A 23,073-nucleotide genomic window follows, 5' to 3' on the forward strand; every position below is an offset into this window, starting at 1 on the left:
CAAACCGATAAATTGAGCAGCAGGGCAAGCGCAGCAGCCCCATCCGGCAGACACGAAAGAAGGCGGAGCTAAACAGATGGCCAATCCGTTCGTCAAAGCGTGGAAGTACCTGATGGCGCTGTTCAACGCGAAGATCGACGAGCACGCCGACCCGAAAGTCCAGATCCAGCAGGCCATCGAGGAAGCGCAGCGCACCCATCAGGCGCTGACCCAGCAGGCCGCCCAAGTGATCGGCAATCAGCGCCAACTCGAGATGCGGCTCAACCGGCAGCTGGCCGACATCGAAAAACTCCAGGTCAATGTGCGCCAAGCGCTGACCCTGGCCGACCAGGCCACCGCGGCCGGAGACACCGCCAAGGCCACCGAGTACAACAACGCCGCCGAGGCGTTCGCGGCCCAGCTGGTGACCGCCGAGCAGAGCGTCGAAGACCTCAAAGGCCTGCACGACCAGGCGCTGCAGGCCGCCGCGCAAGCCAAAAAGGCCGTCGAGCAAAACGCGATGGTGCTCCAGCAGAAGATCGCCGAGCGCACCAAGCTGCTCAGCCAGCTCGAACAGGCCAAGATGCAGGAGCAGGTCAGCGCGTCGCTGCGATCGATGAGCGAACTCGCCGCGCCCGGCAACACGCCCAGCCTCGACGAGGTGCGCGACAAGATCGAACGCCGCTACGCCAACGCGCTGGGCGCCGCCGAACTCGCGCAGAACTCGGTGCAGGGCCGCATGCTCGAGGTCGAGCAGGCCGGCGTGCAGATGGCCGGGCATTCGCGACTGGAGCAGATCCGCGCGTCGATGCGCGGCGAGGCGTTACCCGCCGGCGGCGATGCCGCCAGTCCGGGCACACCGGCCGCCGCCGACCCGGCCGCCGCTGAGAAGCCGCTCGGTCAGCAGTAACGGGACGGGCGACATGGCGGTGAAATCGGGTCAACGCGTTACGGCTGCCGGTCAGTGGCGCACGCTGGTGCAGCGGGGTCTGGACACTGTCGGCGAGTTTTCCGATCTGGCGATGCGCAAGATCAGCGCGGCCACCGACCCGCGAGCGCGGCTGCTGCGGCGCCGCCGACGGGCATTGCGCTGGGGTCTGATCTTCAGCGCCGGGTGCCTATTCTGGGGCGTGGTGACGGCGCTGCTGGCGGCGTGGGGCTGGTTCACGTTGCTGCTGGTGATCACCGGCTCGATCGCGGTCGCGCAGGCGATTCCGGCGACGCTGCTGCTGCTTCGCTACCGGTGGCTGCACGCAGTGCCGCTGCCGGTGCAGCGGCCCGGCAGCACGCGCCGGCTGCCGCCGCCCGGCTCGGCCGCGCGATCGGCAATGTTCGCCCTGGGTGCCTCCGAACGCGGCTTCTTTTCGCTGCTGGGCGTCATGGAGCGGGGCAACATGTTGCCGCCCGACGAGATACGCGAGCTGACTACCGCGGCCAACCAGACCGCGGCGGCCATGGCGGCGACAGCCACGGAAGTGGTGTCGATGGAGCGGGCGGCGCATTTCACTCCGCAGTCACGGTCATATCTGGTGCCCACCATCAACGCGTTCACCACTCAGTTGGGCACCGGCGTGCGTCAGTACAACGAAATGGTCACCGCCGCAGCACAGTTGGTGTCGGCCGCGAACGGTGATTCCGCGACACCCTCGCCGTCGTCCCGGCAGCACTATCGCGAGGAACTGGTCGGAGCGACAGACCGTCTGGTCGGCTGGGCGCAGGCGTTCGACGAACTGGGCGGGTTGCCGCGGGCCTAGATGTCGTGACTGCGATGCGGCGCTGACTCGGGCCGCGGGCCGTAGCGTTCGATGTACGCCCGGTGGATGTGGGCGTCGCGTTGGCGGGCCCGTTCGTCGACCAGGTCGGGATCGAGATTGTGCATGCGCAGCATGTGGCGACGCCACACCTTGTTCAGCGCATGCGAGAAGTACACGAACGGAATGAGAATCGGCAGCGTCATGCCCGCATGCACGTAGAGCGTCGTCGGGATCAGCCAGAACGGGGCTAGCACCAGCACCGCCGGAACGGCGACCCGGATCATCATCCGGGCGGTGGCACCCTTGCCGGCCAAGTCGTTGCGCACCCAATCCCGCATCGAATTGGGCAGCGGGTGGCCGTAGCAGTAACGGATGTACTGAATAGCGTTGGGTCGTTCAGGCATTGGACTCGTACCTAGAACGACGCCTTCAGTGACGGCAGCGCCAGAGCCGCAAGACCACGAACCGTCGCTTTCAGCATGTCGTAGAAGTCGAAGTAGTCACGCCACAAGCTGATTTGCCCGTCGTGGACTTCGAACACCCCGCAGACCCAGAACTGCAGTCGCAGCGGGCCGAAGATCAGCGCATCGCTGCGTTCGGTGAGCACGGCGGCGCCGTCGGCGGCGATGCGATGGATCTTCACTTCGAATGCGGTGCTGCCACCCTCCATCCGCCGGAACAGCTTCATCGCCCGGTGACGGCCATAGATCGTCGGCAGCCCGACGTTCTGGTACACCAGGTCGTCGGCCAATGCGGCCTCGGCGGTGTCGAAGTCCTCGTCCTGCAACGCGTTCAGGAATGTCTCGACCGTCCGGGTGTTTTCCATGGTCTGCTCCGTCATGGTCACCAGCCTAGATGCGGCCGCTGTGGCAGGGTAGGCCCGTGCGCGTCGCTGTGGTCGCCGGGCCGGATCCCGGGCACTCGTTTCCCGCGATCGCGCTGTGCCGGCGATTCGCTGCGGCGGGTGATACCCCGACTCTGCTCACCGGCACCAAATGGCTCGAGGACGCGCGTGCCGCCGGCGTCGACGCCGTGGAGTTGGCAGGGCTCGATCCGACCGCGGCCGACGACGACCGCGACGCCGGCGCCAAGATTCACCAGCGGGCGGCGCGGATGGCTGTGCTCAATATTCCGCAGCTGCGGGACCTGGCGCCGGATCTGGTGGTGTCCGATGTCATCACGGCGTGCGGCGGCATGGCCGCTGAATTGATGGGACTCCCGTGGATCGAGCTCAACCCGCATCCGCTGTATCTGCCGTCGAAGGGGTTGCCGCCGCTGGGAAGCGGCCTCGCGCCGGGCACCGGCATGCGCGGTCGGCTGCGCGACTCGGTAATGCGGGCGCTGACCGCCCGATCCTGGCGCGAAGGGCTGCGTCAGCGAGCGGCGGTGCGCGCCGAGATCGGTTTGCCGGCCCGCGATCCCGGGCCGTTGCGGCGGCTGATCGCCACGCTGCCCGCATTGGAGGTGCCCCGGCCGGACTGGCCGACCGAAGCCGTCGTGGTGGGGCCACTGCACTTCGAACCGACCCAGCAGGTGTTGCCTGTCCCGCCCGGTTCCGGTCCGGTGGTGGTGGTGGCGCCGTCGACGGCGCTGACCGGAACCCAGGGGATGGCCCAGACCGCCCTGGACTGCCTGGTGCCGGGGCAGCAGCTGCCGTCAGGGGCACGCATCGTTGTCTCGAGGTTGAACGGTCCCGAATTGACGGTTCCGCCGTACGCCGTGGTGGGGCTGGGCCGCCAGGACGAGTTGTTGACGCATGCCGACCTGGTGATCTGCGGCGGTGGGCATGGAATGGTGGCCAAGACGCTGCTGGCCGGCGTGCCGTTGGTGGTGGTCCCAGGCGGTGGTGACCAGTGGGAGATGGCCAACCGGGTGGCGCGTCAGGGCAGCGGGCGGTTGATTCGGCCGCTGACCGCCGACGCACTGGTCGCTGCGGTCGACGAGGTGTTGTCGACACCGAGCTACCGCGACGCGGCCCGCCGGGCGGCAGCCGGCATCGCCGACGTGGTCGATCCGGTGCGGGTATGCCACGAAGCGCTGGCACACGCTGGGTAAGTTGGACGTCGTGCGTCTCACGGAGTTCAACGAGCTGGTCACTATGCGGTTCGGTATTACCTACGGTGCTTCGGTGCTGGCTGACCACGTGCTGAGCGGGTTCGAGGGACGCACCGCCGCACAGGCGATCGAGGATGGCGTGGATCCACGCGACGTCTGGCGGGCGCTGTGCGTGGACTTCGACGTGCCCCGCGAACAGTGGTGAGGTCTGCATTCGGGACGCCGGTCGCCTGAGACCCCCGTCCGCCCACTGGACGCGTACTCGGCGCGCCTCCTTGCTCTCGAACACACGTTCGTTACTGTGGTGAGCGTTCGACGACGAGGACTTGTCGGTGGGCTGTTCTAGCGTCACGGCCAACTGACCAAGACCGGTCAACCGAACACCGACTACACCCGAGAGGTAGCAACCATGGCGCAAATCCCTGACCGCGAGAAAGCCCTCGACCTGGCGATGGCCCAGATCGAGAAGAATTACGGCAAAGGATCGGTGATGCGCCTCGGCGACGAGGTGCGCCAGCCGATATCGGTCATCCCGACCGGATCGATCGCACTGGACGTTGCCCTGGGCATCGGCGGCCTACCGCGCGGTCGCGTCGTCGAGATCTACGGCCCGGAGTCCTCGGGTAAGACCACTGTTGCTTTGCACGCGGTGGCCAACGCCCAGGCCGCCGGCGGTATCGCGGCATTCATCGACGCCGAGCACGCGCTGGACCCCGAGTACGCCAAGAAGTTGGGTGTGGACACCGATTCGCTACTGGTGTCCCAGCCCGACACCGGTGAGCAGGCATTGGAGATCGCCGACATGCTGATCCGCTCCGGCGCGCTGGACATTCTGGTCATCGACTCGGTGGCCGCACTGGTGCCGCGGGCGGAGATCGAAGGCGAGATGGGTGACAGCCACGTCGGCCTGCAGGCCAGGCTGATGAGCCAGGCGCTGCGGAAAATGACTGGTGCGCTCAACAATTCGGGCACCACTGCGATCTTCATCAACCAGCTGCGCGAAAAAATTGGTGTGATGTTCGGGTGCATGAACTATGCCACCCGAGTGACCTTGGCCGACGGCAGCACCGAGAAAATCGGCAAGATTGTCAACAACAAGATGGATGTCGAGGTGCTGTCCTATGACCCGGCGACCGATCAGATCGTGCCCCGCAAGGTGGTGAACTGGTTCAACAACGGCCCAGCCGAGCAGTTCCTGCAATTCACTGTCGAAAAGTCCGGCGGCAACGGCAAGTCACAGTTCGCCGCCACGCCCAACCATCTGATCCGGACCCCGGGCGGCTGGACCGAAGCCGGCGACCTCACCACCGGTGATCGGGTGCTGGCCGCAGAACCGCATCGGCTTAGCGACCAACAGTTCCAGGTCGTGCTCGGCTCATTGATGGGCGACGGAAATCTGTCGCCGAACCTGCGGGACCGCAACGGTGTTCGCTTCCGGATGGGGCACGGTGCCAAGCAGTTCGAGTATCTGCAGTGGAAGACCGATTTACTCGGTAATATTCAGCATTCAAAGCGGGAGAACGACAAGGGTGCGCACTTCGTCGACTTCACACCGTTACCCGAATTAGCTGAACTGCAGCGCGCGGTATACCTAGGTGACGGCAAGAAGTTCCTCTCCGAGGAGTATCTCAAGGCATTGACGCCATTAGCCCTAGCCATTTGGTACATGGACGACGGTTCCTTCGCTCTCCGTTCCAAGGGGCTGCAACAGCGCACTGCTGGAGGTAGCGGTCGTGTCGAGATCTGTGTCGAAGCTATGACCGAGGGCACTCGGGAACGACTGCGTGACTACCTACACGACATGCACGGGCTGGATGTACGCCTGCGGCAATCGGGCGCCGCCGGTAAGGCAGTGCTCGTATTCTCCACCGCGTCCAGCGCCAAATTTCAAGAAGTGGTAGCGCCCTACATGGCGCCGTCCATGGAATACAAGCTGCTACCGCGATTCCGCGGACAGAGTAGCGTCGTGCCGCAGATCGTCGAACCGACTCAGCGGCTGGTCCCAGCGCGGATTCTCGATGTCCATGTCAAACCCCACACGCGGTCGATGAATCGCTTCGACATCGAGGTTGAGGGCAACCACAACTACTTCGTCGATGGTGTGATGGTGCACAATTCACCTGAAACAACAACGGGCGGAAAGGCTTTGAAGTTCTACGCTTCGGTTCGCCTGGATGTCAGGCGAATCGAGACGCTCAAGGACGGCACTGACGCGGTCGGTAACCGCACCCGGGTCAAGGTGGTGAAGAACAAGGTCAGCCCACCGTTCAAGCAGGCCGAGTTCGACATCCTTTACGGCAAGGGCATCAGCAAAGAAGGCTCGCTGATTGACATGGGTGTAGACCAGGGCTTCATCCGTAAGTCCGGCTCCTGGTTCACCTATGAGGGCGAGCAACTCGGTCAGGGCAAGGAGAATGCCCGCAATTTCCTGCTGGAGAACACCGACGTGGCCGCCGAGATCGAGAAGAAGATCAAGGAAAAGCTCGGCATTGGCGCGGTGGTGACCGATGACGAAGTCCTGCCCGCCCCCGTCGACTTCTGACGGGGCGCCGGCTCGCGAAGAGCAGGCGCGGGCATTGTGCCTGCGCCTGCTCACGGCGAGGTCACGCACCCGAGCCGAACTCGAAGGCCAGCTGGCCAAGCGGGGATATCCGGACGATGTGAGCACCACGGTGCTGGACCGGCTGGCCGCGGTCGGCTTGGTCGACGACGTCGATTTCGCCGAACAGTGGGTGCACTCCCGTCGAGCGAACGCCGGAAAAGGCAAGCGGGCGTTGGCAGCTGAGCTGCGCACCAAAGGTATCGACAACGAGGTGATCACCGCGGTGCTCAGCGACATCGATGCCGGAGCCGAGCGGGATCGAGCCGAACAGCTGGTACGGGCCAAATTGCGCCGAGAGCGTTTGAACAACGACGACGACGCACGAGTCAGCCGCAGGCTGGTCGCGATGCTGGCGCGCCGCGGCTACGGCCAAACCATGGCTTACGACGTGGTCAGTACCGAGCTGGCCGCCGAAAGGGAGCGTCGACGGGTTTAGGCCATGCCCAGCCGGGCCGTACCATGGCTCCGTGACTTCGACGCTGGCACCACGCACCGGGCGGACCTATCAGGTCCGCACCTACGGGTGCCAGATGAACGTCCACGACTCGGAGCGGTTGGCGGGGCTGTTGGAGGCGGCCGGCTACCGGCGGGCCCCGGAGGACAGCGACGCCGACGTGGTGGTCTTCAACACCTGCGCGGTGCGGGAGAACGCCGACAACAAGCTGTACGGCAATCTCAGCCACCTGGCCCCGAACAAGCGCAGCAATCCGGATATGCAGATCGCGGTCGGCGGATGCCTGGCCCAGAAGGACCGGGACACGGTGCTCCGCAGGGCGCCGTGGGTCGACGTCGTCTTCGGCACCCACAACATCGGGTCGCTGCCCACGTTGCTCGACCGGGCCCGCCATAACCGGGTCGCGCAGGTGGAAATCGCCGAGGCGTTGCAGGAGTTTCCGTCCAACCTGCCGAGTGCCCGTGAATCCGCTTATGCTGCTTGGGTTTCCATTTCGGTGGGTTGCAACAACAGCTGCACGTTCTGCATCGTGCCGTCGCTGCGCGGCAAGGAAGTGGACCGCAGCCCGCACGACATCCTGGCGGAGGTGGCATCGCTGGTCGCCGACGGCGTGCTGGAGGTCACCCTGTTGGGCCAGAACGTCAATGCCTACGGGGTGTCTTTCGCTGATCCCGCGTTGCCCCGCGATCGCGGTGCATTTGCGCAGTTGTTGCGCGCATGCGGAGACATCGACGGGCTGGAACGGGTGCGGTTCACCTCACCGCACCCCGCCGAGTTCACCGACGACGTCATCGAGGCGATGGCGCAAACGCCGAACGTCTGCCCGGCCCTGCACATGCCGCTGCAATCGGGCTCCGATCGGATCCTGCGCTCGATGCGGCGCTCCTACCGCGCGCAGCGCTATCTGAGCATCATCGAGCGGGTTCGGGCGGCGATGCCGCACGCGGCCATCACCACCGACCTGATCGTCGGTTTCCCAGGCGAAACCGAAGAGGATTTCACGGCCACGCTCGACGTCGTACGGCAGGCCCGGTTCTCGGCTGCGTTCACCTTCCAGTACTCCAAACGCCCCGGCACCCCGGCCGCCGAACTCGACGGCCAGCTGCCCAAAGCCGTGGTGCAGGAACGCTACGAGCGGCTGGTCGAGCTGCAGGAGCAGATCTCGCTGGAGGAAAATCGCGCCCAGATCGGGCGCAGCGTCGAATTGCTCGTCGCCACCGGCGAAGGCCGCAAAGACAGCCGCACTGCACGGATGAGCGGTCGCGCCCGGGATGGCCGGTTGGTGCATTTTGCGCCGAAAGACCAGCAGGTGCGTCCCGGCGACGTCATCACCACGCTGGTCACCGACGCCGCACCCCACCACTTGATCGCCGACGGCGACATCGTCGCCCACCGCCGCACCCGCGCCGGTGACGCGCAGGCCGCCGGCCAGCGTCCGGGCGGCGTCGGTCTGGGCATGCCCGGCATCGGCCGGTCCGTGCCGGTAGCGAGCGGATGCAGCCGATGAGCGAGCAGAATCGCGGGGATTTCGAAGCCTACCGAGCAGATTTGGAGGCCGCCGAACGGCGCATCGCCCACGAGATCGACCCGGGCGCAAGGGCTTTGGTAGTGGCGATCTTGGTGGTTGTGCTGGTGGCCACGTTCCTCCTGCCGCACACCGGCCACGTCCGCGGGTGGGACGTGCTGTTCGGCGGCGACGACGCGGCGGCCGCCGCGGTGGCGCTGCCGTCGCGGCTGTTCGGCTGGCTGGCGCTGGTGTTCGGCGTCGGGTTCTCGATGCTGGCCTTGGTGACCCGGCGCTGGACGTTGGCCTGGATCGCGCTGGCGGGCTCGGCGGTGGCCAGTGCCGTCGGCCTATTCGCGGTCTGGTCGCGCCAGACCGTGGCCGTGGGGTATCCCGGTCCCGGGGTGGGCCTGATCGTCGCGTGGATCACCGTGATGGCGCTGACGTTTCACTGGGCCCGGGTGGTGTGGTCGCGCACGATCGTGCAGCTGGCGGCCGAGGAGCAGCGCCGTCGCGCGGCCGCGAGCCAGCAATCCCGCACACTGCTGGATACCCTCGACGACGAGAAACCGCCCGAATAGTCTGCGCTGTCAAGACTTCAGCGCGTCAGCGGCCGCGTGGGCCCATTGCCGCCACTGCGCGGCGTTCGCCTTGGCTTCTTCGGCGTCCTTGCTGCGGCCCGCCGCCTCGGCCTTTTCCGCTTGGCGTTCGAACTGCTCGGCGCGAGCCCGGAACTGCTCGGCACGGTCTTGGGCCTGCGGGTCGGACCAGTCCGATTCACCGGCCTCGCGCACCTTCTTCTCGACCGCGCGCAGCCGCCGCTCCAACTCCGCCGACCGCTCTCGCGGCACCCGGCCGATCGCGTCCCACTTCTCGGCGATCGACCGCAGCGCCGCCCGCGCCGCGTCGAGGTTGGTGGTATCAAGCTTTTCGGCCTCGACCAGCAGCGCTTCCTTGGCGGTGGCGTTCGCTCCCAACTCCGCGTCGCGTTCGGCCGTCGCCGCGTTGCGGGCCTTGAAGAAGGTGTCCTGAGCGGCCTTGAACCGCCGCCACAGTGCATCGTCGACGTCGCGGGCGGCTCGACCGACGCCCTTCCATTCGGTGAGCAGCTTGCGGAACGCCGCGCTGGTGGCGCTCCACTCCGTCGACCCGGCCAGCTCTTCGGCGCGCTCACACAGCCGTTCTTTGGCGTCGCGAGCCACCGACCGCTCCCGGTCCAGCTCGGCAAAATGCGATCCGCGCCGCCGGTTGAACGTTTCCCGGGCCGTCGAGTAGCGCTTCCACAACGCGTCGTCGGTTTTGCGGTCCAGACCGCCGATCGTCTTCCATTCCTCGAGGATCGCGCGCAACCGGTCACCGGCGGCTTTCCAGTGCGTCGAATTGGCGGCCAACTCCTCGGCTTCGTCGGCCAGCGCCTCCTTGCGCGCGATCTGGGCAGCGCGATGCTCCTCGCGGCGGGCGCGATCCGCGGAGGCGACGGCGTCGGCATGTTCGCAAATGCCTGCGAGCCGGACCACCAACGCATCGACGTCACCGAGCACGCATGACGTCGGCAATGCCTCAGCCAGCGCGGCGGCGTTGGCTTTGATCTTGCGGGCATCCCCGGTGCCGGATGCCAGGCGCTCCTCCATCAGGGTGACTTCGGTGCTCAGGTCATCGAAGCGCCGGCCGAAATGGGCGAAGGCGGCCTCGGTGTCGCCGGCCTGCCAGGAGCCGACGACTCGCTCACCGGCGGCACTGACCAGCCACACCGTGCCGTCAGCGTCTACCCGCCCGAACCGGTGTGGGTCGCTGGCCGGCGGCGCGGCGATCGGGGAAGGTCGCGGTGTCGGCCTGGGCCCGGGCCGTGGTCCCGGTCGCGGAACCGGTCTGGACTCAGTGTTGCGGGGCTCTTCCACCATCACCGTCACCTACCCTTCGCGCGGGTCCCGCGCACCTGCCGCGCATATTGCGGCGCCGACTGCTGCACCTCGGGAGTGCCCGTGCCCCTCGACGGGTTCCCCAATCAGTATTGAAGCAGCTTGCCAGGCGGCGCGCCCCCTCCTTTCGCGTTGCCGCCTGAGCGACCACTCCGTGGGATGTTGGCAGGCAACCGGTCGTGCTGACCGCGGCCCCGGCGGACCCGCGTTTGCATAGCAGATACATAGGCTATGGAGAGTGCGTAATGCCGTACGTGGCGAACGGGTTCGGCTAATGTTCGCGCGTTGTCCACCGCACTAGAGTGGCCACGGAGTGTGAACGAACAGCATGGATAGGTAACGGCTTCCGGGCCGAAAGACGGCCAAGGAGGTCTGTGATGTGGAGGGCTGATCTTGCGATCTTCCTCGCACTGTGCGCCGCGCTGGCATCCGCGTTCGGCGATGTGATCCGGCAGCGTTCCGCTCAGGAGATCACCGACAAGCAGGTCGGCCACCTCGAATTGTTCCGCATGTCGTTGCGCGACACTCGTTGGTGGCTGGGCGGTATGGGCGCCGTCGCCAACTATGCGCTGCAAGCGGGAGCGTTGGCCCTGGCCTCGGTGATGTTGGTGACGTCGCTGCAGGTGGCGTCGCTGTTGTTCGCCCTGCTGATCTACGCGCGTCTGGCCCGTTACCGGGTGACCCGCTGGGAGTGGATGTGGGCGCTGGTGCTGGCTTGTGCGCTGGCCCTGGTCGTCAGCGTCGGTGACCCGACCGCCGGTCATTCACGGGCCTCGTTGGGCACCTGGATTGTGGTGGCCATCGTGATGGGCCCGGCGCTGGTGTTGTGTGTGCTGGCGGCGCGGATCTGGTCGGGCGGTCCGGCGGCGGCGGTGCTGCTGGCGGTGGTGGCGGGGTCGTCGTTGGCGGTATTCGCGGTGCTGACCAAGGGTGTCGTGGAACTGCTTGAAGGCGGCTTCGGACCGGTGCTGCGGGCGCCCGAGTTCTACGCGTGGATATCGGCCTCGCTGGCCGGGATGATCTTCCAGCAGTCGGCGTTTCGCGCCGGTGCATTGACTGCGTCGTTGCCGACGATCACCGTGGCCAAGCCCGTGGTGGCGTCGGCGCTGGGGGTTTTGGTGCTCGAGGAGAGACTGCAGGTCGACGGGCCGGAAATCTTCGTGCTGATCGCGGCGGTCGCGGTGGTGATCACCGCGACGGTGGCGTTGGCCCGTGGCGAGGCTGCCACCATCGCGTCCGGCGCCGGTCGCGACGTGAAAGGCACATACGAGTCGACGGCGTCCGCATAGCGCAAGGCCCTCCGGGACCTCAGGCGCGGTGCGGAGGTTAGTTTGATGGCGTGTTGGGGGCCATCGCGATCATTCCCTCGGCGCCGGTGCTGGTTCCCGAGCTGGCCGGAGCCGCAGGCGCCGAACTGGTCGATCTGCGGGCCGCGGTGATCGCTGCGGCCTCCGCACTGCCGCCGCGCTGGATCGCTGTGGGCATGGGCGGCGTCGAGGGTGTCGTCGATCCATCCGCCGTCGGTACGTTCGCGGGGTTCGGCGCCGAGTTGATCGTCCGACTCTCACCGGGTGGCGATCGCCAGCGCGGCGAAGCCGGGCGCAGCGGGTCGCCCCCAGTGCCACCAGATGATCGCGACCCGGAGGCGTTGCCGCTGTGCGCGTTGTTCACCGCCTGGGTACGGGAGCAAGCGCAGCCTGACGCCTGCGCCGAGGTGCGGGTGTGTCGCGCCGATCTCGACGTCGACGCCGCGCTGGCCGTCGGGCGCCGATTGCGGGAGGAGGTCGAGCAGGCGACAGATCCGATCGGCGTCCTGGTCGTCGCCGACGGCGCCAACACCTTGACTGCCGCCGCGCCCGGCGGTTACCACCCCGGCGACGTCGAGGTGCAGCGGGCGCTGGATGACGCACTGGCGGGCGGCGATGTGCCCGCCCTGGCCCAACTGCCCGACCAGATCGTGGGACGGGTGGCGCTCCAGGTGCTGGCCGGCCTGGCCGAGCCGGCACCACGATCGACCAAAGAGCTCTACCGCGGAGCGCCCTACGGGGTGGGCTACTTCGCCGGTATCTGGCAGCCGTGAGGCCGCTGGCCGTCGTCGGCCCGACCGGCACCGGCAAGTCGCAGCTGGCGCTCGAGGCCGCCGAGCGGCTCGGCGGCGAAATCGTGAACGCCGACGCGATGCAGCTCTACCGCGGGATGGACATCGGCACCGCCAAACTGCCCGCCGCCGAGCGCCGCGGCATTCCGCACCATCAGCTCGACGTTCTCGACGTCACCGATACCGCCACTGTTGCCCGCTACCAGCGCGAGGCGGCCGCCGACGTCGAAGCGATCGCTGCCCGCGGCGCGGTGCCGATCATCGTGGGCGGGTCGATGCTGTACATCCAGTCGCTGCTCGACGATTGGTCGTTCCCGGCGACCGACCCGGCGGTCCGGGCCGGCTGGGAGCGGCGGCTCACCGAGGTGGGGGTGGCCGCGCTGCATGACGAGCTGGCGGCCCGCGACCCGGCGGCGGCAGCGTCGATTCTGCCCACCGACGGCAGGCGTATCGTGCGGGCGCTGGAGGTCGTCGAGCTCACCGGACAACCGTTCGCCGCCTCCGCCCCGAGCATCGGCGCCCCCCGCTGGGACACCGTGATCATCGGATTGGATTGCCCCACCGGCATTCTCGACGAGCGGCTGGCCCGGCGCACCGATGCGATGTTCGCTTCCGGCCTGGTCGGAGAGGTCAGTGCGTTGCTGGGACAAGGGCTGCGGGAGGGTGTCACCGCGTCGCGGGCACTGGGCTATGCGCAGGTGATCGCCGACCTCGATGCCGGCGGCACCGGCGACGGCGCCCGCGAGCCGACGTTGCTTGGCACGCGCCGTTACGTACGACGGCAGCGGTCCTGGTTTCGCCGCGACCATCGCATCCACTGGCTGGACGCAACCGCCGGTGACCTCGTGCGTGACGTCGTGCAGGCCTGGCGGCACGTATCCTGAGCAGGTGATCTTCTCGAAGGGTCACGGCACGCAGAACGATTTCGTGCTGCTGCCCGACCTCGACGCCGACCTGGCGCTGCGCCCGCCAGCGGTGGCCGCACTATGCGACCGCCGGCGCGGGCTGGGCGCTGACGGGGTGTTGCGGGTGAGCACCGCGGGCGCGGTGCTGGGCGCCGGAGTGCTGGAGCGGCTGCCCGACGGAGTCAGCGCCGACGACTGGTACATGGACTACCGCAACGCCGACGGCTCCGTTGCCGAGATGTGCGGCAACGGCGTTCGGGTGTTCGCGCACTATCTGCGGGCCAGCGGCCTGGAGTCGCGGGACGAGTTCGTCGTCGGGTCACTGGCCGGCCCGCGGCCCATCGTGCTGCACGGGTTCGACGCCACCTATGCCGACGTCACCGTCGACATGGGCAAGGCCAACCGGCTCGGGGCGGGGGAGGCGGTCGTGGGGGGTCGCCGGTTCGCGGGCATTGCCGTCGACGTGGGCAACCCGCATCTGGCCTGCGTCGAGCCGCAACTGACCACCGAGACACTGGCGGCCCTGGATGTCGCGGCGCCGGTGAGCTTCGACGAAGCGCAGTTTCCGGACGGGGTCAACGTCGAAGTTCTCACCGCGCCCGCTGACGGCGCGGTCAGCATGCGGGTGCACGAGCGGGGCGTCGGCGAAACCCGCTCCTGCGGCACCGGGACAGTTGCGGCCGCCGTCGCCGCGCTGGCCCACGCCGGGACGGCCAGCGGCGCACTGATCGTGCGGGTGCCCGGCGGCGACGTCGTCGTCACCATCACCGAAGCCACCAGCTACCTGCGCGGGCCGTCGGTTCTGGTGGCGCAAGGCGAAATCAGCGAGGAATGGTGGCAGGGCGCGCAGCGTTAATTCGAATGCATGCCGCCGCTTCGGCGTGCACCATGTGTTATTGCCTATGACATATCCAGACTTCCCCGAAGAGAACACCCCCAGCACGGGTGAGCTTGCGCTCGACGACCGGTCGGCGCTGCGCCGCGTCGCCGGGCTGTCTACCGAACTCGCCGACATCACCGAGGTCGAGTACCGGCAGTTGCGCCTCGAGCGCGTCGTGCTGGTCGGCGTGTGGACCGACGGCAGCGCCGCCGACGCCGAGGCCAGCCTCGCCGAACTGGCTGCGCTCGCCGAAACGGCCGGCTCGCAGGTGCTCGACGGGATGATCCAGCGGCGCGACAAACCCGACGCCTCGACCTATATCGGCTCGGGCAAGGCGCAAGAACTGCGCGAAGTGGTGCTGGCCACCGGTGCCGACACCGTCATCTGCGACGGCGAGCTGTCCCCGGCTCAGCTGACCGCGCTGGAGAAGGCCGTCAAGGTCAAGGTCGTCGACCGCACCGCGCTGATCCTGGACATCTTCGCTCAGCACGCCACCAGTCGGGAGGGCAAGGCGCAGGTAGCCCTGGCGCAGATGGAATACATGCTGCCGCGACTGCGCGGCTGGGGTGAGTCGATGTCGCGGCAGGCCGGTGGCCGCGCCGGCGGCAGCGGCGGCGGGGTGGGGCTACGCGGCCCCGGTGAGACCAAGATCGAGACCGACCGGCGCCGCATCCGCGAACGAATGTCCAAGCTGCGCCGCGACATCAAAGCGATGAAGCAGGTCCGCGACACCCAGCGCAGTCGCCGGCTGGACAGCGACGTTCCATCCATCGCGATCGTCGGCTACACCAACGCCGGCAAATCGAGTCTGCTCAACGCGCTGACCGGCGCGGGTGTGCTGGTGCAGGATGCACTGTTCGCCACCCTCGAACCCACTGCCCGCCGCGGAGAATTCGAGGACGGGCGGGCATTCGTGGTCAGCGACACGGTCGGCTTCGTCCGGCATCTGCCCACCCAGTTGGTCGAGGCGTTCCGCTCGACGCTGGAAGAGGTTGTCGACGCCGATCTGCTGGTCCATGTAGTCGACGGTTCCGACGTGAATCCGCTGGCCCAAATCAGCGCGGTGCGCCAGGTGATCTCCGAAGTGATCGCCGATCACGACGGTCGTCCGGCACCCGAACTGCTGGTGGTCAACAAGGTCGACGCCGCAGGCGATTTGGCGCTGGCCAAGCTGCGTCGCGCGCTGCCCGGGGCGATGTTCGTCTCGGCCCGTACCGGAGACGGCATCGAGGCGCTGCGCCGCCGGATGGCCGAACTGGCCGCCCCGACCGATACGGCCGTCGACGTGGTAATCCCTTATGACCGTGGGGATTTGGTGGCCCGACTACACGACGAGGGCAGGGTGCAGCAGGCCGAACACAACGCCGACGGCACCCGGATCAAGGCGCGGGTGCCGGTGGCCTTGGCCGCGAGCTTGACGCAATTTTCGGCGACCTGAGTCACTCCGCTTCGAATGCGGCCGAACGGGTAGGCGTTTCGTTCGTACGGTATGCTTACCCGGAACGTTGGCGTCACGAGGAATGATGCCAATACGTCGTGGAACGCTTTCGCCGTCGGCTGCATGCCGATTAGTGCGCCCCGCACAAGCTCTTCTCGCGGCGATCGATTTTGCCGACCGGCAATCTCGCCAACCTGTGCGCCAGCGCCGCTTGACGTCAATCGTCGCGGCTGCGCCGCACCACCATGCCTGAAAGGCACGTCCAATGACCACATCTTTTGCCGACCTCGGCGTGCGCGAACCACTTGCCGGGGCGCTCACCGCCCTCGGTATCACCACACCATTCCCGATTCAGGTCAACACCCTGCCCGACACCCTCAAGGGTCACGACGTGCTGGGACGAGCAAAGACGGGCAGCGGGAAGACGCTGGCCTTCTCGATTCCACTGGTGGCCCGGCTCGCCGACCGCACACGACGCCCGTCGCGGCCGACCGGGCTGGTACTGGCGCCGACGCGCGAACTGGTCAGCCAGATCTGCGCGACGCTCGAACCGCTCGCCGCGGTCTACGGGTTGACCGTCACCCCGATCTTCGGCGGCGTCGCGCAGAGCCGGCAGGTCGCCGCGCTCAACAGCGGTATCGACATCGTGGTGGCCTGCCCCGGCCGGCTCGAAGACTTGATGAAACAACGTCTGATCAGCCTCGACGCAGTCGAGATCACCGTGCTCGACGAGGCCGATCACATGGCCGATCTGGGCTTCCTGCCCGGCGTCACCCGCATCCTCGCGGCGACACCGGCCGGCGGTCAGCGGCTGCTGTTCTCCGCGACCCTCGACAACGGGGTCGACAAGCTGGTCCGGCGCTTTCTGCGCAACCCGGTGTCGCATTCCGTCGACGAGGTCAGCGCGCCACCCGCGGCCATGACACATCACGTGTTCCACGTCGAGGGAACCGAAGCCAAAAAGGAACTGGTGCACCGACTGGCGTCCGGCACCGGCCGCCGCATTCTTTTCATGCGCACCAAACACCAGGCCCGCAAGCTCGCCAGGCAGCTCACCGAATCGGGGGTGCCGGCCGTCGACCTGCACGGCAACCTCTCGCAGCCGGCACGTGACCGTAACCTCGCCGCGTTCACCGCAGGTGAGGCGCGTGTGCTGGTCGCCACCGACATCGCCGCCCGTGGGGTGCACGTCGACGGCGTCGAGCTGGTGGTACACGTGGATCCACCGGCGGAGCACAAGGCCTACCTGCACCGCTCCGGGCGTACGGCGCGGGCCGGCAGCGCGGGCCACGTGGTCACCGTCGTATTGCCCGAGCAACGCAAAGACACCCGGCTGCTGCTGCGCAAGGCCGGAATCGCCGTGACGCCCCAAGAGGTGGCGGCCGACTCCGCGTCGGTGCAGGCACTTGCCGGGGAGGTGGCGCCGTTGCGGCGGCCCGTCCCCAAAGATGCGCCGCCCGCGGGTTCACCCACCGACGGCCGCGGGGGGCGGCGAACCCGGCGTACTCGAGAACAACGACGTGGGGGCGGCGCAGAGCACGGTCATCCCCGGCAGCACAGTCGCCGCGACGCCGGCACTCCGCGTGCCGCGGCCCGGCGCAGAGCCGTCCGCCCCCAACAAAGCACTCGGTGATTCTTGCTTACTCGACGTCGTAGACGTCAGTATCTGCTGTTTGCATGATCCGTTGCGCCAGCTGCGCTTTCAGCGTATCGAGTCGGTGCTCCTGCTCCGGTGTGCGACCCGGACTTCGGGCCAGGTCGACGAACTCGTCGGTGACAAACCCCTCGCGCAAGAGCAGTGTCACGGCGCTGTCATTTATGCTCACCTGGAAGACGAAGTCCTCCAGCAATCGGCCCCGATCGGATCTGATCAGCGTGCGGTCGACGGTGTAGCGCCCGTCTGACACTGCGCGTGTCACTGCCTCAAAACCATCGCGCGCACCGGGGCCCCGAAACGCCGTGCGGATGACGATTGATCGTCGTGGGGGCGGCGTATCAGGGCACAGGACGGCAAATGCGCGCCGCATGACCTTGAACGCGGTGGCGACGCCGGCCGGCGAGTACGGCCCGGCGTAGCGCAGCATGGCGGCGAACGAGAACTCCAGCGTCTGTCCGCGTTCTTGCACCCGGATCATCTCGGCCATTTGCCGAGGTTAGGCCTGCGCAGTCCAACCAACCACCCGGTTGGTATATCTTGGGCGGCAGAGTCCCCATCCGCCGGAGGTTGATCCATGGGTAGCGCCGTCAAGTACCAGCGCACGTTGTTCGAGCCCGAGCACGAATTGTTTCGCGAGTCCTTCCGGGCCTTCCTCGATCGCCACGTCGCGCCGTATCACGAAGAGTGGGAGAAGGCCAAGATCGTCGACCGCGGGGTCTGGCTGGAAGCCGGCAAGCAGGGCTTTCTGGGCATGGCGATGCCGGAGGAGTACGGCGGCGGTGGCAACTCCGACTTCCGCTACAACACGATCATCGACGAGGAAATAACCGCGGGCCGCTACAGCGGGATCGGATTCGGTCTGCACAACGATGTGGTGGCACCGTATCTGCTGCGGTTGGCCACCGAGGAGCAGAAGCAGCGCTGGCTGCCCAAGTTCTGCACCGGCGAACTGATCACCGCTATCGCCATGACCGAGCCCGGCACGGGCAGTGATCTTCAGGGCATCAAGACCCGCGCGGTCAAGCAGGACGACCACTACGTGCTGAACGGGTCGAAGACGTTCATCACCAACGGCATCAACTCCGACCTGGTGATCGTGGTGGCGCAGACCGATCCCGACAAGGGTTCGCAAGGTTTTTCGCTGCTCGTCGTCGAACGCGGTATGGAGGGCTTCGAGCGCGGCCGGCACCTCGACAAGATCGGCCTGGACGCCCAGGACACCGCGGAGCTGTCGTTCACGGACGTCAAGGTTCCCGCGGAGAACCTGCTCGGCAAGGAGGGCATGGGCTTCATCTACCTGATGCAGAATTTGCCACAGGAACGGATTTCGATCGCGATCACGGCGGCCGCCGCCATGGAGGCGGTGTTGGAGCAAACCGTGCAATACACCAAGGAGCGCAAGGCTTTTGGCCGATCGGTCGGAAGCTTTCAAAACAGCCGGTTTCTGCTCGCAGAACTAGCGACGGAAGCCACCGCCGTTCGCATCATGGTCGACGAGTTCATCCGTTTGCACCTCGACGAGAAGCTGACGTCCGAGCAGGCCGCGATGGCCAAGTGGTACTCCACCGAAAAGCAGGTGAATTTGATCGATCGCTGCCTGCAGCTACACGGCGGCTACGGGTACATGCGTGAATATCCCGTCGCGCGTGCCTATCTCGATTCCAGGGTGCAGACCATCTACGGCGGCACCACCGAGATCATGAAGGAGATCATCGGCCGCAGCCTCGGCGTCTAGCCGTTGGTGTGCGCGTCGTGCGCGTGATGGGCACGCTGCAGCAGATCCATCAATTCGTCCTCGTTGCGGATCTTGGTCCGATATTTCATCGGGAGCGCCCTGATCTGATTTTCTTCGCTGACTAGCCGGTCGAAAATCTTCCTCCGCTCGGCGGAGTCGATGGCGTAGTTCCGGTCGAGGTACTCGGTCGCATGCCGGCGGGCGCCGGCGACGGCGTTCTGGGCCCGCCCTCGCGCCGAGAGTAGCGACGCCGCGGTCGTGATGACCAGGATGACGATGATCACCGTCAACGACACGGTCGTGCTCACCTCGGCGACGGGAATGGGCCTGCCGCCGTGGATAAACGGAACGCTGTTCTGGTGCAATGCCTGCAGCATCAGCTTCACGCCGATGAAGCCCAGAATGGCGGCCAGGCCATAGGACAGATAGATCAGCCGGTCCAGTAACCCATCGATGAGGAAGTAGAGCTGGCGTAGCCCCAGCAGGGAAAACGCAGTGGCGGTGAATATCAAATACACGTTCTTGGTGAGGCCGAACAGCGCCGGGATGGAGTCGAACGCGAACAACAAGTCCGCGCCGCCCAAGGCGACCATCCCCACCAGCAGGGGTGTCATGACCCGTTTGCCGTTTTCGACGATGAACAAACGGTCGCCGTCGTAGCTGTCGGAGGTGCGCAGGAACCGTTTGGTGACACGGATGATCACCGTGTCGGCGGTGCGGCCCTCCGACTCCGAAGGCTTGACCAAACCGGCCGCCGTGATCAGCAGGACAATGCCGAACAGGTAGAACGCCCAATCGAAGATCGTGATGAATGCCGCGCCGACAAAGATGAATCCGGTACGGGCGACCAATGCGATCACGATCCCGAACAACACCGCCTTTTGCTGGGCCACCCGCGGCACGGCGAAGCTCGCGATGATTACCAGAAACACGAATAGGTTGTCGACCGAGAGCGCTTCGTTGCTCACGTAGCAGGCGAAATATTCCACCGCCGGTGCGATGCCGCCGACGATCAACACACCGGCGCCGAACAGAATCGCGATACCCGTATAGATCGCCGACCAGAGGGCCGCCTCACGCAGCGTCGGCACATGTGCGCTGCGGACATGGAAGTAGTAATCGAACAACGTCAAACCGGCGAGCACGACGACCGTCAGCGCCCAAATCGGCCCGGAAACTCCCATGTCCGATGCATTTCCTCCCCGCGCGTTGCTCGGCTGCCCGTTCCGGCACGGTAACGCACCGACGGTTGATGTGCACTCGACCATTCACGACACGCACGCGTTCAGGGGGCATTTAGACATCGGCTGGATATTCGGTTCCGTAATGTCTGCAAGATGACTTCGCAATTCTCGCTCGCCGACGCCCATTGGAGGCGCCGCCGGGGAGGTGTGGTGAAAGGACAACATCGGATTATCGGTGCGGTGGTTTCCCGCGCGGCCCTTGCTTTGGTGGCTGTGGCAGCCGCCGCCACGCTGTTGTCCCCGACGGCCGCGGCGTCACCGGAAAGCGACGCCGACGACGCGATTACCGCGGCGTGGGAGGACGCCGGCGGCGAGAATTCGGATCTCGGCGCCAAGCAGGGCGACGTGTATGCCGTCGGCGCGGGATTCGCCCAGGACTTCGCCAACGGCAAAATGTTCTTCACCCCGGATACCGGTGCCAGATCCATGTACGGCGCGGTTCTGGACAAGTACGAGTCCCTCGGCGGACCTGCGAGCAGCGACCTGGGTTTTCCCACGATCGACGAGGTACCGGGACTGGCCGGACCCGATAGCCGAAACAGCACATTCTCGGCCGGCGACAAACCGGTGATCTTCTGGACGCCCGACCACGGCGCATACGTTGTGCGCGGCGCCATCAACGCCGCCTGGGACAAGCTCGGAAGCTCCGGCGGAGTGCTGGGCGTGCCGGTCGGCGACGAAACCTACGACGGCCAAGTCGCCACCCAACTCTTCAGCGGCGGCCAAGTGTCGTGGAACCGGCAGACCAAGGCGTTCACCACCACTCCGCCCGAACTCGCCCAGCAACTGACCGGCCTGCAGGTGCCGATCGACCCGACCGCCGCCATCAACATGGCCTGGCGGGCCGCTGGCGGGGCGTCCGGCCCGTTGGGCGCCAAGCAGGGCGGACAGTACTCGGTCGGCGACGACGGACAGGGCCAGAACTTCGCCGGCGGCAAGGTCTTCTTCAGCCCGGCCACCGGCGCCAATGCCGTCGAGAGCGAGGTGCTGGCCAAATACGAGTCGCTGGGCGGGCCGGTCGGCAGCGACCTGGGCTTTCCCACCGCCAATGAGGCCGACGGCGGAATCAAGCCGGCCAGCCGGATCAGCACGTTCGCCGGCGCGGACAACCCGGTGATTTTCTGGACGCCCGACCACGGGGCGTTCGTCGTGCGCGGCGCCATGAAGGCCGCCTGGGACAAATTGGGCGGGGCAACCGGCCAACTCGGCGCCCCGGTGGGTGACGAGACGGTGGACCGCGACATCGTCGCGCAGAAGTTCACCGGGGGCAAGATCGCCTGGGACCGGACGAAAAACACCTTCAGCACCGAACCGACCCAGCTGGCGTCGGCGTTGTCCGGGCTGCAGGTACCGGGCCAGGACCTGCCCGCCGGATCGGCGCAGCCTGCCGACACCGGCGGGAAGCGGGCCTGGCACGCGTGGTGGCTGTTGGTCATCATCCCCGTCCTGCTGCTGATCGCGCTGGTCACGCTGGCCGCGCCGTGGCGGCGTCGGCGCCGCACGCCTCGCCGCGAAGGCCCGGTTTACGAGCCCGATCACGACATGGACGCCGGCTATGACGCCGAGCCGAAATCCCGTGTGCGCTGGGCAGCCGACGCCGACGGCGAACCCGGCTCGTCGCCGTTCTCCGGCGGATATTCCGAAGCGGCTCCGGCGGCCGCCGCTGCCAGTCCGCCGGACACCGGCTGGATGTCACCGGCCGGCGCCGGTTTCGACGAGCCGCCGTCGAGCGCCGAAACCCCCAGTGGCGTAGCAGCTTCCGAGTTCGAGAGCGAGGCCGAGGCCGAAGACCCCGACGCGGTGGACACCGCGCCGACGCGAATCCCCACGGCAAGCGAAATAAGCGGCGGTAGGCACGCGGCTACAGACAGCGCCGCGGAGGCCGAGAGTGAAGCTGAGTCGGTGGCGCCGGCTGCGGGCGACCAGCCCGCGATCCACCTTCCGTTGCAGGATGCACACGAAGCGCCCGACGGGTATCCCATCAAGGGCAATGTCAGCTTCGGCCTGTACTACACGCCCGACAGCGAGCTGTACGACGACGCGTTCGCCGAAATCTGGTTCACCACCGAGGAAGTCGCCCAAGCCAACGGCTTCACCAAGGCGACTTGACCCCGTTTCAGATTTTGCGAATGACCGTGACGACTTTGCCCAATACGGCGGCATCGTTGCCCGGGATAGGGTCGAACGCCGGGTTGTGCGGCATCAGCCAGACCTGGCCGCCGGTGCGCTTGAACGTCTTGACGGTGGCCTCTCCGTCGATCATCGCCGCGATGATGTCGCCGTTGTCGGCCACGTTCTGCTGACGCACCACCACCCAGTCACCGTCGCAGATCGCGGCGTCGACCATGGACTCGCCGACCACCTTGAGCAGGAAGAGCGCGCCCTCGCCCACCAGCTCACGCGGCAGTGGGAAGACGTCTTCGACGGCTTCCTCGGCGAGGATGGGGCCACCGGCGGCGATGCGCCCGAGGACGGGCACGAAGGTCGGTTCCGGCAGCGCGTCCGAGCCCGACACGTCGGTGAGCACGGTGGGTGTGCTCGCGTCGTCGGCGCCACGGACGTCCACGGCGCGGGGCCGGTTGGGGTCTCGGCGCAAATAGCCTTTGCGCTCCAGGGTGCGCAGTTGGTGAGCCACCGACGAGGTTGACGTCAGGCCCACGGCATCACCGATTTCCCGGATGCTGGGGGGATATCCGCGGCTGCTGACCGATGCGCGGATGACGTCCAAGATCGTGCGCTGCCGTTCGGTCAGCGTCGAATCGGCGGATCGCTCGCGGTGGCCGCTGCCGGCACCCGGGGTATGGCTGCTGTCGCTCATAGGTCCGAATGTAGCCGCGATCCAGCGGAAA

22 protein-coding genes are annotated in these 23,073 nt (G+C 66.9%); 16 read left to right on the forward strand and 6 right to left on the reverse strand.

Translation table 11 applies throughout. The annotated features are described in order from the left end of the window. Positions 1 to 76: 76 nt before the first annotated feature. Both pspA and pspM read left to right on the forward strand, forming a co-directional pair. A complete protein-coding gene (pspA, locus tag AC5Y42_RS08020; protein ID WP_499897135.1) occupies positions 77 to 889 on the forward strand; it encodes a phage shock protein PspA in 813 nt (270 codons plus the stop codon). 13 nt (positions 890 to 902) lie between these two features. Then, positions 903 to 1,733 (forward strand): phage shock envelope stress response protein PspM, encoded by an 831-nt coding sequence (pspM, locus tag AC5Y42_RS08025; RefSeq protein WP_499897137.1) that lies wholly within the window; start codon positions 903 to 905, stop codon positions 1,731 to 1,733. Here the strand turns inward: pspM and AC5Y42_RS08030 are convergent. Both AC5Y42_RS08030 and AC5Y42_RS08035 read right to left on the reverse strand, forming a co-directional pair. Next, positions 1,730 to 2,137, reverse strand: a complete 408-nt coding sequence (locus AC5Y42_RS08030) for a DUF5313 domain-containing protein (protein WP_499897139.1) — start codon at positions 2,135 to 2,137, stop codon at positions 1,730 to 1,732. The genes pspM and AC5Y42_RS08030 overlap by 4 nt on opposite strands. 11 nt (positions 2,138 to 2,148) lie before the next feature. After that, the gene (locus AC5Y42_RS08035; RefSeq protein WP_499897142.1) at positions 2,149 to 2,574 is read right to left on the reverse strand and encodes a limonene-1,2-epoxide hydrolase; all 426 of its coding nucleotides are present in this window, start codon (positions 2,572 to 2,574) and stop codon (positions 2,149 to 2,151) included. Positions 2,575 to 2,615: 41 nt separating this feature from the next. Between AC5Y42_RS08035 and AC5Y42_RS08040 the strand changes: the two genes are divergently transcribed. The 6 genes from AC5Y42_RS08040 to AC5Y42_RS08065 all read left to right on the forward strand — a co-directional run bounded on the left by AC5Y42_RS08040 (position 2,616) and on the right by AC5Y42_RS08065 (position 8,929). Beyond that, the gene (locus AC5Y42_RS08040; RefSeq protein ID WP_499897146.1) at positions 2,616 to 3,788 is read left to right on the forward strand and encodes a glycosyltransferase; all 1,173 of its coding nucleotides are present in this window, start codon (positions 2,616 to 2,618) and stop codon (positions 3,786 to 3,788) included. A 10-nt stretch (positions 3,789 to 3,798) separates the two neighbouring features. Next, positions 3,799 to 3,993 (forward strand): DUF3046 domain-containing protein, encoded by a 195-nt coding sequence (locus AC5Y42_RS08045; RefSeq protein ID WP_499897147.1) that lies wholly within the window; start codon positions 3,799 to 3,801, stop codon positions 3,991 to 3,993. A 204-nt stretch (positions 3,994 to 4,197) separates the two neighbouring features. Next, positions 4,198 to 6,330, forward strand: a complete 2,133-nt coding sequence (gene recA / locus AC5Y42_RS08050) for an intein-containing recombinase RecA (protein WP_499897149.1) — start codon at positions 4,198 to 4,200, stop codon at positions 6,328 to 6,330. Continuing rightward, a complete protein-coding gene (gene recX / locus AC5Y42_RS08055) occupies positions 6,296 to 6,826 on the forward strand; it encodes a recombination regulator RecX (RefSeq protein ID WP_499897152.1) in 531 nt (176 codons plus the stop codon). Before recA ends, recX begins: the two co-directional genes overlap by 35 nt. Before the next feature lie 31 nt (positions 6,827 to 6,857). Further along, positions 6,858 to 8,351, forward strand: coding sequence for a tRNA (N6-isopentenyl adenosine(37)-C2)-methylthiotransferase MiaB (miaB, locus tag AC5Y42_RS08060; protein WP_499897153.1), 1,494 nt, complete (start codon positions 6,858 to 6,860; stop codon positions 8,349 to 8,351). Beyond that, positions 8,339 to 8,929 (forward strand): Rv2732c family membrane protein, encoded by a 591-nt coding sequence (locus tag AC5Y42_RS08065; protein ID WP_499897156.1) that lies wholly within the window; start codon positions 8,339 to 8,341, stop codon positions 8,927 to 8,929. Before miaB ends, AC5Y42_RS08065 begins: the two co-directional genes overlap by 13 nt. Positions 8,930 to 8,938: 9 nt before the next feature. Here the strand turns inward: AC5Y42_RS08065 and AC5Y42_RS08070 are convergent, their stop codons facing one another. After that, the gene (locus tag AC5Y42_RS08070) at positions 8,939 to 10,249 is read right to left on the reverse strand and encodes a DUF349 domain-containing protein (RefSeq protein WP_499897158.1); all 1,311 of its coding nucleotides are present in this window, start codon (positions 10,247 to 10,249) and stop codon (positions 8,939 to 8,941) included. A gap of 395 nt (positions 10,250 to 10,644) precedes the next feature. On the opposite strand from AC5Y42_RS08070, the gene AC5Y42_RS08075 reads away from it, so the two are divergent. The 6 genes from AC5Y42_RS08075 to AC5Y42_RS08100 all read left to right on the forward strand — a co-directional run bounded on the left by AC5Y42_RS08075 (position 10,645) and on the right by AC5Y42_RS08100 (position 17,221). Continuing rightward, positions 10,645 to 11,556: a DMT family transporter gene (locus AC5Y42_RS08075; protein WP_499897160.1), complete on the forward strand. Its 912-nt coding sequence runs from the start codon at positions 10,645 to 10,647 to the stop codon at positions 11,554 to 11,556. Between the two features lie 50 nt (positions 11,557 to 11,606). Then, positions 11,607 to 12,347 (forward strand): class III extradiol ring-cleavage dioxygenase family protein, encoded by a 741-nt coding sequence (locus AC5Y42_RS08080; RefSeq protein ID WP_499897161.1) that lies wholly within the window; start codon positions 11,607 to 11,609, stop codon positions 12,345 to 12,347. Further along, a complete protein-coding gene (gene miaA / locus AC5Y42_RS08085) occupies positions 12,344 to 13,249 on the forward strand; it encodes a tRNA (adenosine(37)-N6)-dimethylallyltransferase MiaA (RefSeq protein ID WP_499897163.1) in 906 nt (301 codons plus the stop codon). The genes AC5Y42_RS08080 and miaA overlap by 4 nt, the downstream gene beginning before the upstream one ends. A gap of 4 nt (positions 13,250 to 13,253) precedes the next feature. Further along, the gene (gene dapF, locus AC5Y42_RS08090; RefSeq protein WP_499897165.1) at positions 13,254 to 14,126 is read left to right on the forward strand and encodes a diaminopimelate epimerase; all 873 of its coding nucleotides are present in this window, start codon (positions 13,254 to 13,256) and stop codon (positions 14,124 to 14,126) included. A 46-nt stretch (positions 14,127 to 14,172) separates the two neighbouring features. Then, positions 14,173 to 15,588, forward strand: a complete 1,416-nt coding sequence (gene hflX / locus AC5Y42_RS08095) for a GTPase HflX (protein WP_499897167.1) — start codon at positions 14,173 to 14,175, stop codon at positions 15,586 to 15,588. Between the two features lie 265 nt (positions 15,589 to 15,853). Continuing rightward, positions 15,854 to 17,221 (forward strand): DEAD/DEAH box helicase, encoded by a 1,368-nt coding sequence (locus AC5Y42_RS08100; RefSeq protein ID WP_499897168.1) that lies wholly within the window; start codon positions 15,854 to 15,856, stop codon positions 17,219 to 17,221. 7 nt (positions 17,222 to 17,228) lie between these two features. Here the strand turns inward: AC5Y42_RS08100 and AC5Y42_RS08105 are convergent, their stop codons facing one another. Further along, positions 17,229 to 17,732, reverse strand: a complete 504-nt coding sequence (locus tag AC5Y42_RS08105; protein WP_499897170.1) for a hypothetical protein — start codon at positions 17,730 to 17,732, stop codon at positions 17,229 to 17,231. A gap of 87 nt (positions 17,733 to 17,819) precedes the next feature. On the opposite strand from AC5Y42_RS08105, the gene AC5Y42_RS08110 reads away from it, so the two are divergent. Continuing rightward, positions 17,820 to 18,980 carry an acyl-CoA dehydrogenase family protein gene (locus AC5Y42_RS08110; RefSeq protein WP_499897172.1) on the forward strand — a complete coding sequence of 387 codons (1,161 nt, stop codon included), beginning with the start codon at positions 17,820 to 17,822 and terminating at the stop codon, positions 18,978 to 18,980. Here the strand turns inward: AC5Y42_RS08110 and AC5Y42_RS08115 are convergent. After that, positions 18,977 to 20,164, reverse strand: coding sequence for a TerC/Alx family metal homeostasis membrane protein (locus AC5Y42_RS08115; protein WP_499897174.1), 1,188 nt, complete (start codon positions 20,162 to 20,164; stop codon positions 18,977 to 18,979). The genes AC5Y42_RS08110 and AC5Y42_RS08115 overlap by 4 nt on opposite strands. 210 nt (positions 20,165 to 20,374) lie before the next feature. Here AC5Y42_RS08115 and AC5Y42_RS08120 point away from each other — a divergent pair, with 210 nt between their 5' ends. Continuing rightward, positions 20,375 to 22,333: an LGFP repeat-containing protein gene (locus tag AC5Y42_RS08120; RefSeq protein ID WP_499897176.1), complete on the forward strand. Its 1,959-nt coding sequence runs from the start codon at positions 20,375 to 20,377 to the stop codon at positions 22,331 to 22,333. Between the two features lie 7 nt (positions 22,334 to 22,340). Here the strand turns inward: AC5Y42_RS08120 and lexA are convergent, their stop codons facing one another. Further along, a complete protein-coding gene (lexA, locus tag AC5Y42_RS08125; protein WP_499897178.1) occupies positions 22,341 to 23,042 on the reverse strand; it encodes a transcriptional repressor LexA in 702 nt (233 codons plus the stop codon). Between the last annotated feature and the right edge of the window lie 31 nt (positions 23,043 to 23,073).

The organism is Mycobacterium sp. NGS48, assembly GCF_059812585.1.

Excerpts from the sequence above, each read along its gene's own strand:
- AC5Y42_RS08110 (WP_499897172.1), top strand. The coding sequence starts at position 17,820 with ATGGGTAGCGCCGTCAAGTACCAGCGCACGTTGTTCGAGCCCGAGCAC.
- AC5Y42_RS08070 (WP_499897158.1), bottom strand. The coding sequence starts at position 10,249 with ATGGTGGAAGAGCCCCGCAACACTGAGTCCAGACCGGTTCCGCGACCG.
- AC5Y42_RS08030 (WP_499897139.1), bottom strand. The coding sequence starts at position 2,137 with ATGCCTGAACGACCCAACGCTATTCAGTACATCCGTTACTGCTACGGC.
- AC5Y42_RS08075 (WP_499897160.1), top strand. The coding sequence starts at position 10,645 with ATGTGGAGGGCTGATCTTGCGATCTTCCTCGCACTGTGCGCCGCGCTG.
- pspA (WP_499897135.1), top strand. The coding sequence starts at position 77 with ATGGCCAATCCGTTCGTCAAAGCGTGGAAGTACCTGATGGCGCTGTTC.
- AC5Y42_RS08105 (WP_499897170.1), bottom strand. The coding sequence starts at position 17,732 with ATGGCCGAGATGATCCGGGTGCAAGAACGCGGACAGACGCTGGAGTTC.
- recX (WP_499897152.1), top strand. The coding sequence starts at position 6,296 with ATGACGAAGTCCTGCCCGCCCCCGTCGACTTCTGACGGGGCGCCGGCT.
- AC5Y42_RS08115 (WP_499897174.1), bottom strand. The coding sequence starts at position 20,164 with ATGGGAGTTTCCGGGCCGATTTGGGCGCTGACGGTCGTCGTGCTCGCC.
- AC5Y42_RS08100 (WP_499897168.1), top strand. The coding sequence starts at position 15,854 with ATGACCACATCTTTTGCCGACCTCGGCGTGCGCGAACCACTTGCCGGG.
- hflX (WP_499897167.1), top strand. The coding sequence starts at position 14,173 with ATGACATATCCAGACTTCCCCGAAGAGAACACCCCCAGCACGGGTGAG.
- AC5Y42_RS08065 (WP_499897156.1), top strand. The coding sequence starts at position 8,339 with ATGCAGCCGATGAGCGAGCAGAATCGCGGGGATTTCGAAGCCTACCGA.
- pspM (WP_499897137.1), top strand. The coding sequence starts at position 903 with ATGGCGGTGAAATCGGGTCAACGCGTTACGGCTGCCGGTCAGTGGCGC.
- recA (WP_499897149.1), top strand. The coding sequence starts at position 4,198 with ATGGCGCAAATCCCTGACCGCGAGAAAGCCCTCGACCTGGCGATGGCC.
- lexA (WP_499897178.1), bottom strand. The coding sequence starts at position 23,042 with ATGAGCGACAGCAGCCATACCCCGGGTGCCGGCAGCGGCCACCGCGAG.
- AC5Y42_RS08035 (WP_499897142.1), bottom strand. The coding sequence starts at position 2,574 with ATGACGGAGCAGACCATGGAAAACACCCGGACGGTCGAGACATTCCTG.